Raw genomic sequence first — 1,934 nt, 5'->3', positions numbered from 1 at the left:
TTTTCGGGCGACCTTCGGGTCGCCTTACTCTTTCAGCTCCCCCTCATCAAACCGTACGTGAGGTTTTCCCTCATACGGCTTTCCGATGTTCTTCATTCTTTGGCTTACGGATTAACCTAAGCAGCTAACTTCACTAAAATTCCTTTCGTCTGCATGATTACTTCTCCCATCCGCCCATGTTTGTTTCGCTTGTTTCTTTTCTTGTTCCAATACAGAGTAAGCCGTTTAATTACATACCAGTCGATCCGACTTCCCCATTTTGCTGCTATGGGCGAGATAAAGTAGTAATTCTTAAAGCCTTGCAACTTTCGGTTAAGCCCCTCCACCATGTCGTTAAGACTCCAGAAAAGTTTGTTCCTGGGCTCCGTGTACTCCTTGATTTTGCGTCTCATATTCTTCATTGCTTTGTTGCTTGGAATGTGAGACATTACGTACACTTTGTTCCCACCCTTGATTAGAACTGGGAATTTACGATGGTGGAACCCTAGAAAGTCAAATCCGCTGGTATTGTCCCAGATATTAACCAGTTTCGATTTCTCCTTGCTCACGTTAAGATCAAGCTTGTTTAAGATAGCTTTTATTACCTTAATGCTCTCTAATGCTTCGTCTTTTGTCCTACACATGACCACAAAGTCATCTGCATAGCGAATGAGTTTCCCAAGATGGGAAAATTGCTTTTCCCAAATCGTGTCCATATAGTTGAGGTATATGTTGGCTAAAAGAGGCGAGATAACGCCACCTTGCGGTGTGCCCCATTCTGTTTCATGGAACTGATCATCTTCCATGACCCCTGCTCTTAGCCAATTTCTAATCAGCTTTAGGACACGCCGATCATTGATTCTCATTTCGACCAGCTTCATCAGCTTTTCTTGGTTGATGTTGTCAAAGTAGCCTTTGATATCGACATCGACTACCCAGTAGGCTTTCTTGCTGGCTTTTCGAATCTGTGCAACGGCTTGGTGGGCATTCTTCTTTGGACGAAAACCAAATGAGCATTCCTTGAAATCCGCTTCAAAGATCGGTTCAATGATCATCTTGGTTGCCATCTGAACTACCCTGTCACGGATGGTCGGGATACCTAACGGTCTTTCTTTTCCATCTGGCTTCGGGATAAACGTGCGTTTTACAGGGAGTGGTCGATACTTCTTCTGTTTAAGATCCATATAAATCTCGTTTAGGAATCGGCTTTCATCGTATCCCTCCACGATCTTTTGAATCGATTGACCATCTACCCCACCGCTACCCTTGTTGCTTTTGACTCTTCTCCATGCTTCCGCCAAAATATCTGGACGATAAATCTTATCGTACAGAGCGTGAAATCGCCGTTTTGGATTTTCCTTGGCACAAAGATATAGAGTTGTCCAGAGTTGTCGAGCTTTTACATTGGTGTAGTTAGCAAGTTTACTTGCATTCACTGACTCTTACCTCCTTTCAACCCGTGAACAAAGCAGGGCTCCTTCTCTCCATAGAGTTTTGTTGTCTCCACTTCATCGTTACTATGAGCCCCTCCGACTCCCTTCCTGCCGTCCACCACTTCCCTTTCGGTTATAGGTTTCCGCTTTACGCTCCGAAGGAGCGTGCAGGGGAGGGTCTCCCCAGTTCCGTTAACTACTTTCTCAACATGCCGATCTCTTTACTCCGGGAGGTTCTTGGGTGCTGCTTTCCAAGATCTACACACCTTCCATGGACTTCGCCCATAACTGCGAGGCTCGTCTCCTCCTTGTCCATCTTGCGATGGTCTCTTTTAACGAAGCGGCAAGATTCACTTTATGTTACGGCCTGCTGATTTGCTCGCACTCCTTTCGGAGTTACTTTGTCACAGGGCTTCAACCTTAGGATCTCTCCACCAGTTGCCTGTCAGCTACGGGGCGACTTGGCTCTTACCCCGGTTGGACTTTCACCAACTAACAATTAACGGCTTGCTGGGCACGCCA

1 protein-coding gene is annotated in these 1,934 nt (G+C 45.9%); it reads right to left on the bottom strand.

Annotated elements, in window-relative coordinates; genetic code table 11:
* Nucleotides 1–116: 116 nt before the first annotated feature.
* On the bottom strand, nucleotides 117–1,415 hold the full coding sequence (gene ltrA / locus EIZ37_RS25445) for a group II intron reverse transcriptase/maturase (protein WP_134687563.1): 1,299 nt from the start codon (nucleotides 1,413–1,415) through the stop codon (nucleotides 117–119).
* Nucleotides 1,416–1,934 lie beyond the last annotated feature (519 nt).

This window comes from Brevibacillus migulae (assembly GCF_004521915.1).
GTDB lineage: Bacteria > Bacillota > Bacilli > Brevibacillales > Brevibacillaceae > Brevibacillus_F > Brevibacillus_F migulae.
The sequence above is the reverse complement of the archived record's forward strand: the minus strand, read 5'-3'. Positions and strand labels throughout refer to the sequence as shown.